The organism is Methanosaeta sp. UBA356, from assembly GCF_002496465.1.
Lineage (GTDB): Archaea > Halobacteriota > Methanosarcinia > Methanotrichales > Methanotrichaceae > Methanothrix > Methanothrix soehngenii.
On sequence record NZ_DAKC01000116.1, the window covers coordinates 1 to 8,430 of the forward strand.

Consider the following 8,430-nt stretch of genomic DNA (forward strand, 5'->3'; position numbering starts at 1 on the left):
ATTTATCATTGGAAGAGTAGAGTAGAATCAGGATACAGGGCCACTGTGAAATTACAGCTGATATGGCACGCTACCTAAAAAGAGGAAGCATTCAACAAAAAAACGATTGCTATTTCATTAGCAGAATTGCCATTAGAATCGCGAATACGTATATTCTTAGACAATTGAGATCTAAGCCGTAATTTGATCCGCAGCTTTATTATGATAAATCCTATCGGAAATCCTGGCATGAACGGTTTTGCCTGGTCTTCCCAGGATGATCAAGCCGCTGAATGGGATAGCCACCGTTTCATTCTTGCTGTACACCCGAGCTATAGAGTCTATATACCTAATATAGACCTATATAGTATAATGGGACAAGGAATATATTGGGCGGATTCAATCGCTTGTTGGTGCCTAAGGATTTGACAGATAACTCAGGATGCAGTGTCTGCACCAATTCTCTTGCAGGCAAGATTGCCGAATCGCTGTTATGCATAAATTCCGATCGATTCTCATCTAATCCGATTTTCATTTATGGGAGGTTAATGAATGATTAATGCAATTGGCTATGGTGACATGCGTTATGTTGATAGCCTCTCTGGCCTTCTCAAGTATTACGAAGCACTAATGCAACGGGGCGGTCTGGTAGCAAGAGCTGGTGAGGTGAGATCTCTCAAGCTCGGTCTGATTCTGGATTTATTGAAGGCGGTGGGAATTCCAGAGGGCCACAAGTCCGGCCTGATCTCTGCCGTTCTGAGGGGCTGGGATATGAACTGCAGGAACAGGAGCGTTGTGCAAGTGGAAGAGGAGCTGCAGGCAATTTCGATCAGCATCAATGCCCTTCAGAATGAGCTGGCAGCAGCAAAGAACCAGTGGGGGCCCAAGGCCAGGCTGAGGCTGGATACAGCTGTGCTGGTCGCCCTTCCTCTTATGCCAACCGACCTGAAAAGCGATGAGGTGGGGAAGATCCAGGACCTTCTTCGTCGAACAATGAACTGCCTTAAGGCAAAAATGGAGGGATGATCGCTCTTTTCTCGAGAATATTATCTTGCAGATCCATTTGCTTTTTTCTCTTATTGCTTCTCTTATTGATCGATTTCCTTCGCTGGCCAGAACATCAATGGCCATTTACCAGGAGATCTTCTTGCGGTAGTGATTTCTCACCACAATGGCCAGAAGGTTGGTGCTCAAAACCAGCGATATCAGCACCAGAGCGGTACCCCAGGCCCTAGCCTCCACATCCCAGGCCCCCAGGAAATAGATCAGGTTCAGGAGATGGTAGTTCAAGTTGTTCACCGGCTGAAATAGATCGGGGATCACCCCATAGATCATCTGCACTGGAGTGGCAGTGAAGGTAACCGCCGTCCACATGATGGGCGCAGTTTCGCCCGATGCCTTGGCCACTCCCATGATCACCCCGGTGAGAATGCCGGGCATGGCAGAGGGCAAAACCACCTTTCTTATGGTCTGCCACTTCGTAGCTCCTAAAGCCATGCTCCCCTCTCGCAGAGAGTTGGGAACGCTCTTTAATGCCTCCTGGCTGGTCAGAATTATGGTGGGGATGTTTATAAGGCCCAGGATGATCGAGCCGGAGATCAATGATACCCCGAACAGGCTCACCAGAAATGCCAGTCCGAAGAGGCCATAGACCACAGAGGGAACTCCATTCAAGCAACTCACCGCAATGGTGATCAGCCGGTTGAGCCTCTCGCTCTTGGAGTACTCATGCAGGTAGATGGCCGCCCCAATTCCAAGGGGGGAAGAGATGAGCATGGCCCCCAGAACCATCCACAAGGATCCCAGTATGGCAGTGCTGATACCCCCCGCCTGCCCCAACCTCCTGTGGGGTGAAGTCAGAAACTCCCAATTTATGACCCATATGCCTTTGTAGATGATGATGAACAGGATTCCGCCCAGCAGGATAATGGAGAGCATCGCCGACATCCTGATTCCCAGAAACACCAGCGCCTCTCTTCCCCTGGCGGTATAGCCATAAACTATATTGAGGGCATCCTTGATGCATAGCAGGCTGGCGACCAGGACCAGCAGAGGAAGCAGGAATGAATACTCGAAGGATGCCCCGACACCAAGCGGTCTTTTTATGATAAAATCCGGATTAAGAGCGCCTGAATAGGACAGGTAGAAAACCGACCCGCAAAAAAGAATATCCAGTATGAGCAAAAGCGCTGTTCTTACGCTGGCGCCTTTTATTGTCAGATATGAGCCCAGAATTAAGAGAGGACAGAGGATGAGACTGGCCTCCCAAATTGGTTTTATCCGATCGAGTTCCGGCTGGAGGATGAGGCAGATTAGGGAAGAGACGAATAAGAATGCTGATATGACCACTGAGGCTGCTAGTGCAGGCTTCAGCTTCAACTTAATATCCTCCGAACTTCTTTCTGATCCGCGCCCTGGCAAAATCCGCAATCAAGCTCAGGATGGAGACCACAAGCAATAGAATGAGACCCACGGCAAAGAGGGCGTGATAGTGGGTCGATCCCCGGGCAACCTCACCCATCTCTCCGGCAATGACGGAGGTGAATGTCGCCCCCTGGTCGAAGATATCATAGTAGGGAGAGGCTATCCTGGCCACGTTGCCCACCACCAGCAGCACTGCCATGGTCTCGCCTATTATGCTTCCTATATTAAGGAGCACGGCAGCGGTGATTCCGGATGATGCCGCAGGTATGGTGACATTTCTTATTGTCTGCCACCGGTTCGCCCCCAGGGCTAAGGATCCCTCTTTGAACTCCCCTGGCACCGCCCTTAGAGCGTCCTCGCAGATGGTGGTGAGGTAAGGGATGAACATCACTCCCAAAAGTATAGATCCGGCCAGAATTGACCTTCCAGTGAGCATATCAAAGCTATCCTGCAGATAGGATACGAGGATGATCACCCCTAAAAAACCATAGACAATGGATGGAACCCCTGCCAGGAGCTCTATAGCCGGTTTGAGGATCGCCTTGCTCCTGGGGCCAGCCAGCTCGGCAAGGTAGATGGCCAGAGGAAATCCGATGGCGATGTTGATGAAAAGGGCCAGAATGGTGATGGTGAGGGATGCGGTGATAAGGGGCAGAAAGCCGTAGATATCACCAGAAGGATGCCATTTCATGCCCGCTAAAAGGGAGATGATGCCAAGCTCCGAAAATGCGGGAATGCTCTCGTGAATGAGAAAATAGAATATTAAAAGCATGACCAGAATCGATGTGATGGCGGACACAAATAAAAGCGTCTCTACGAAAAGCTCGCGATACCTGCGGGGCATCATCATTCGTGACCGATTCATTGAAGGTCAATTGAATCCACCGGTTAAAGTCCTTATGCATTGTATCTATATAGATGCATTACCCAGGGCGGATCATATGGGTCGAACTTTTTTCAAAAATTCATTGATTCAATCGGCTGAGGATCTCCTCAGGCTCATAGCGCACCCTAATTATGCGGCTTCGCCCTCGCTCACCCTGTCCGGTAAAATCGGCATTGATTAGCCGGATCGCATCCAGCTTATTCAGGATTTCATGAAATCGGGTGTATCCTGCACCCGTCTTCTCATGGAAGAGGCGGAATAGCTCTCCTGCGCGCCAGCTCTCCTGGAGGGTCGCCATGCGCAAGACCTCCTTCTCATCCGCCTTCAGAGATTTCAAGGCATAGGTGAGGTGGACCAGACTGGAACGCTCCAGCGAGCTGGCCACGTCTTCAGGGGATATGCTCTTGGAGGCGCGTTTTTCCGCATTCAGGCCCGCCCTCTTCAGAAGGTCGATCCCCACCCTCAGATCCCCGGACTTCTCCGTATGATCGACAACAGTCTCCAGTATATCATCGGCAATCACCCCCGGATAGAAGCCCATCTGCGACCGCCGGCTGAGAATGTCCCTGATCTCATTGCGGCTATAAAGAGGAAATATCACCTCTTCCGCTTGAAATACCGAGACCACTCTGGGATCGAGAACATAGTTTAAAGCCAGCTCGCTCATGATGCCTATCACTCCCATCCTGGCCCCGGGACAGGTCTCGTGCGCCCGGAGAAGGGAGTATAGGACATGGTCCACCTCCTTTTCTGGGAAGAGGTAGTTGATGTCGTCCAGGGCCACTATCAGCACCTTATCCTCGTCTGCCGAATGCTGGGCCACCTTCTCGAAGACCCGCTTGAAGGAGATGCCGCTGGACGGAGGGGCGTGCTCGAAGATCTTCTTGTAAAGCTGGTAGAAGACCGCATATCTGGTGGAGTCCATCTGACAGTTGACATGCACCGGGACGATCCGAGAGGAATGGGCCTCGATCTCTTCGAAGAGCTTGAAGATGGCCGTTGTCTTTCCCGTTCCCGGCGGGCCGAGACAGAGGGCATTTACCGGCCGGCCCCCCTGCAGAGCTGGCCGGATGCAAAACTTGAGGCTGTCCAGCTGCCTTTCTCTATGGAGGAACTGATCGGGCAGGTGATCTAGCTCGAAGATGTCCCTGTCCTTGAAGAGGGTCTCCTCCCAGAGGAGCATATCCGGTTTTTTAGGTCTTTCTGGATTCACTCGCTCAGTATATTATTTATTTCCTTCTTCAATATGGCGCTCACCAGGGCGCCATCGGCCTTGCCTCTCAGCTCCTTCATCACCAGGCCCATGAGCGGGGCGGCTGCCCTCTCCCCTTTTGAACGCACTAGATCTATTTTATCCGCTACAATGGCCTGGACGATCTTGGCCACCTCCACCTCGTCCACCCCTGCCAGCCCGGAAGCAGCGGCTGCATCAGCTGCCGATCTGTCCGGACGCTCGGCAAGGGCGCGAAATAGTTCGGCCAGCCCTTCCTTGGCGATCCGTCCCTCCGCCACCAGCCCCAGGGCGTCCTTGAAATGATTATCTGAGAGCGCTGATATGTCCACCCCATCTCTGGCCAGCTCGATTGGAATCGTCTCCAGGGCCCGGACTGCAATGGATGGTGAGAGCTGGATATGGGATACGATCTCCTCAAAGAGCTGATAGTTGGGAGAGGCGGCCATCACCCTGGCCAGCTCGGAGTTCAAGCCATAATCGCGACCAAAGCGCTCTGATCGGGCCCTGAAGAGCTCGGGAAGCTCAAGGCCTTCCAGCGTCTGCTCGTTGATCGCCACGGAGGGCACATCCGTCTCCGGATACATCCGGGCCGAGCCTGGCAGGGGCCGCATATACTCCGAGCAGCCATCGGGAAGAGCGCGGCGCGTCTCCTCAGGCACCAATTCCATGGCTTCCCTCGCCCGGACCAGGACCGCATCCATGGCCTTTCTGGCCCGGTCCTCGGGTCCTGTGACCATGATCACTGCATATTCCTTCCCTGCTTGGAGTTGAACTCTTACCGACTCGACCTCCGCAGCGGTCACGCCATAAGCGGGCAGCTCATCGCTATGGAAGATCCCCCCCACCCCCGCTCTCTTGGCCCGATCGGACATCTCTGAGCCAAGCCTTCTGCCTGGCTGGACCTCCCTTCCCACCAATCCGGCAAATCCCGCCAGCCTGCAGGCCAAGACCACGCCGCCTTTCTTGATGGATCTGGCTAAAACCTTGGAATCGGTCCGGGAGAAGAGCGATGTGACATCAAATACGGTATCATCGACTGCTGCCCCCCGCCTTATCAGCTCCTCTTTGATCTGCAGCAGCCCATGCTGGCGGAGCGCCTCCAATTCCACGATCTTGTCCACCAGATTCAGGGACTGTACCCCTTTGATCTCCACCCGGGCCCCGCCTTTTATGGAGACATTCACATCCTGGCGAATGGTGCCCAATCCCCTTTTCACCCGGCCAGTGGAGCGCAGAATCATGCCCAGGTAAGAGGCCACCTCCCGGGCATGAGCAGGAGAGATGATATCAGGCGCCGTCCCAATCTCCACCAAAGGAATGCCCAAGCGATCGAGGGAGTAGACCAGGCTGTCTCCCCGGTCCTCGATGATCCTCGCAGCCTCCTCCTCCAGGCAGAGTATGTCTATGCCTACCGTTCCCTGGCTGGTCTGGATCTTCCCTTTAGAGCCGATGTAGGCCGTGCGTTGGAATCCAGAGGTGTTGGAGCCGTCTATCACCATCTTCCTCATGGTGCAGACCTCATCCACGATCTGCATGCTCAATAGACGGGCGATGACTAATGATATCTCCAGGGCCTCGAGATTGATCTGGGACGGCGGCTCCTCGTCCGCTTCCACCAGGCAGGTGGTGTCATAGCACTTGTAATGGAACTTGCGCGAGACCAGTACTTCCTCCAAGGCAGCGCGATCGATCTCCCCAAGCTCGCTTCTCGATGGGCGGAGATAGCGGAAGAACTCAAAATTGGAGTCCTCTACCTCTCGATGAGCGGTGGGGCAGCCGCAAAAGAGCTTGCAGGCGGTATCCAGCTGCTGATGAATCTCGATTCCACATATGAGGCCCAATTGGCGGTAGTCCAAACCGGGGGGGTTATCAGTTGCCATCGATCACCTTTCTAAAACCGCAGGAGGTTTAACTCTTTTGACTGCTTCTCTTATGTCCTCCGCTTTGACAGTCTTCCTCTTGGCATGGTTCGCCCAGCCCGCGGCCTCCCGAGCCACCTCCAGGCCATAGCTCTCCAGAACCTCTGCCAGCGCATCTCTTGCGCCCTCGCTCACTCTTTTAGCCCCTGCTTCGCGAATCAGTCTGCTTACCGGGGCAACAGGAAGTATTGGCATATCTCAAACACCCCATAAATCCGGATAATGAATCCAGAAGAGCCTTAAATTGAACTCCTCTGGACTTAAAAGCCAGAATACCGTCTTTAGTGGCCTTTAATTCCATATATAATTTTTGTTTTGCCAATAGCTTCTATTTATTTAGACGACCAGTTGCATTTGCTTGATTTTTAATTTTTTATTAAAGAAAGGCCCGTTTGATCCCATCTTTGCGGATATTATGGATATCATACAGCCGTTTTGGATATAACGCCAGAATAATGCAATTGCCTTTGAAATTGGACGGGAAATGTTATTTAGCTTGCCGCGATACAAGGTTGAGAGGAGAGGACGATGATTCAGTGCATATGTAAAGCTATTATTTATGAGGATTTCGAGGATGTGTATGGCCCCTGCGGCTGCGGTATGACCCTGGCCACATTGCCAGTCCTTCTTCCCCGGGACTGGGTGGTGCTGGAACGGCCCCACCAAGCAGAATGCGATGACTTCTGCAAGGGCCTGGATTACCGCAGGATTTCGGGAATGAGCTGCAGCAATATCTTTGAGCATGAGATGGAAGGCGTCGAGTACATGGCCAACTTCTCCTGCTGCCGGGAGTGCGCAGAGAAGGCTGTGGCCCAGGGATATGCGGTCTGGTCCAAGAAATCCTATCCTATGGCACTGCGCTGAAGCCTTTTGTTTTGAAACCACAAATCTAATATTTTACAACATGAAAAACAATGGCCGAGGTTTACAATTGGTCTATAGAGTCTATTCCACCAAATCCTGCCCCAAATGCGAGCAGCTCAAAGCAGCTCTTGTCAAGGCTGGCATCGCTTTTGAGAACATCGATATGGGCACTCCCGAGGCCCTCACCGAGCTGCGCATAAATGGCGTTTTCACCCTCTCCGCTCCAGTGCTCCAGGAGGAAGATAATTTCTATACCTTAGAGGACCTTTTCTCTGGCGATAACCTTCGCGATCTGGCGGGCATCCTCAAGGGCTAGAACTCCCTTCCTCTCACCCGGGCGATATCGAAGACGGCGGTGCTGGCCACATGCATAACGGCAAATGTGCCTGCCTGAATGGGGTCTGTGACCACCATATCCGCCTGACCGGGAACTGAGCCCGCCATCTTCAGGGCGATGACCGGTATTCCCTCCTCCTGAAGCCGGGCCACCTCCTGAGTGATGCGCCCTCCCATGAGAGCTCCTGCTAGGACCAGAATGCTGGCCCTGGGCAGACGGCTCACTGCGCTTACGGCATCGGCTATGGCCACTTCACCAACCAGGGGGATGGTATCCACGCTGATCCTCTCCCCCCGCAGATTGTGCCGATCGGCCTCATTGACCGCTCCTACTGCCACCTGGGCTACCTGGGCCCCGCCCCCTATTATTATCACCCTGGATCCGTAGATCTTCTCGAATGGATCATGGACTGAGACCTCGGTGATGGAGTCAAACCCATCCAGCTCCTCGATCATTCTATTGACATCCTGGGTGGAGCAATCGATCTCCATGTAGACCGATGCTTTGTCGCTGTTGATTCCTCTCTCCACCACAAACTGCTGGGTGTAGACTATATTGCCACCCATCTTTGCCACCACGCCGGCAATATCGCGCAGCATTCCCGGGCGGTCCAGGCAGATCACGTTTATCGCTATGCTCATTTCTCGCCTCTGTGCTTTTTTTGCTCTTCACGCCAATAGCGCACCTGGCAAACTTTAATATGACGAGTGTCCACCCTAATCTCAATGGAATTTTGTCCCCAATGCAAGAGCATGATGATGCCCAAAGATGGAATGATGGTCTGTCG

9 protein-coding genes are annotated in these 8,430 nt (G+C 53.0%); 3 read left to right on the forward strand and 6 right to left on the reverse strand.

Going from position 1 to position 8,430, the window contains the following annotated elements; genetic code table 11:
• Positions 1-531: 531 nt before the first annotated feature.
• On the forward strand, positions 532-1,005 hold the full coding sequence (locus tag BP727_RS11060) for a hypothetical protein (RefSeq protein WP_286858833.1): 474 nt from the start codon (positions 532-534) through the stop codon (positions 1,003-1,005).
• Between the two features lie 105 nt (positions 1,006-1,110).
• Here BP727_RS11060 and pstA read toward each other — a convergent pair whose 3' ends face one another.
• The 5 genes from pstA to BP727_RS11085 form a co-directional block, all read right to left on the reverse strand.
• The gene (gene pstA / locus BP727_RS11065; protein ID WP_286858835.1) at positions 1,111-2,358 is read right to left on the reverse strand and encodes a phosphate ABC transporter permease PstA; all 1,248 of its coding nucleotides are present in this window, start codon (positions 2,356-2,358) and stop codon (positions 1,111-1,113) included.
• A 1-nt stretch (position 2,359) separates the two neighbouring features.
• Complete coding sequence (gene pstC, locus BP727_RS11070) at positions 2,360-3,268, reverse strand: phosphate ABC transporter permease subunit PstC (RefSeq protein WP_273278030.1); 909 nt, start codon at positions 3,266-3,268, stop codon at positions 2,360-2,362.
• Positions 3,269-3,368: 100 nt separating this feature from the next.
• On the reverse strand, positions 3,369-4,472 hold the full coding sequence (locus BP727_RS11075; protein ID WP_342766282.1) for an ORC1-type DNA replication protein: 1,104 nt from the start codon (positions 4,470-4,472) through the stop codon (positions 3,369-3,371).
• Positions 4,473-4,498: 26 nt separating this feature from the next.
• Entirely contained in the window at positions 4,499-6,403 is a 1,905-nt protein-coding gene (gene gatE, locus BP727_RS11080) for a Glu-tRNA(Gln) amidotransferase subunit GatE (RefSeq protein ID WP_273278028.1), read from the reverse strand.
• 3 nt (positions 6,404-6,406) lie between these two features.
• A complete protein-coding gene (locus BP727_RS11085; protein ID WP_013719213.1) occupies positions 6,407-6,637 on the reverse strand; it encodes a histone family protein in 231 nt (76 codons plus the stop codon).
• A gap of 333 nt (positions 6,638-6,970) precedes the next feature.
• Here BP727_RS11085 and BP727_RS11090 point away from each other — a divergent pair, with 333 nt between their 5' ends.
• Together BP727_RS11090 and BP727_RS11095 are read left to right on the forward strand one after the other, a co-directional pair.
• Positions 6,971-7,306, forward strand: coding sequence for a hypothetical protein (locus tag BP727_RS11090; RefSeq protein ID WP_013719212.1), 336 nt, complete (start codon positions 6,971-6,973; stop codon positions 7,304-7,306).
• A gap of 67 nt (positions 7,307-7,373) precedes the next feature.
• Positions 7,374-7,622 carry a glutaredoxin family protein gene (locus BP727_RS11095; protein WP_013719211.1) on the forward strand — a complete coding sequence of 83 codons (249 nt, stop codon included), beginning with the start codon at positions 7,374-7,376 and terminating at the stop codon, positions 7,620-7,622.
• On the opposite strand, the gene BP727_RS11100 is transcribed toward BP727_RS11095, so the two are convergent.
• The gene (locus tag BP727_RS11100) at positions 7,619-8,284 is read right to left on the reverse strand and encodes a DUF5612 domain-containing protein (RefSeq protein WP_013719210.1); all 666 of its coding nucleotides are present in this window, start codon (positions 8,282-8,284) and stop codon (positions 7,619-7,621) included. The genes BP727_RS11095 and BP727_RS11100 overlap by 4 nt on opposite strands.
• Positions 8,285-8,430 lie beyond the last annotated feature (146 nt).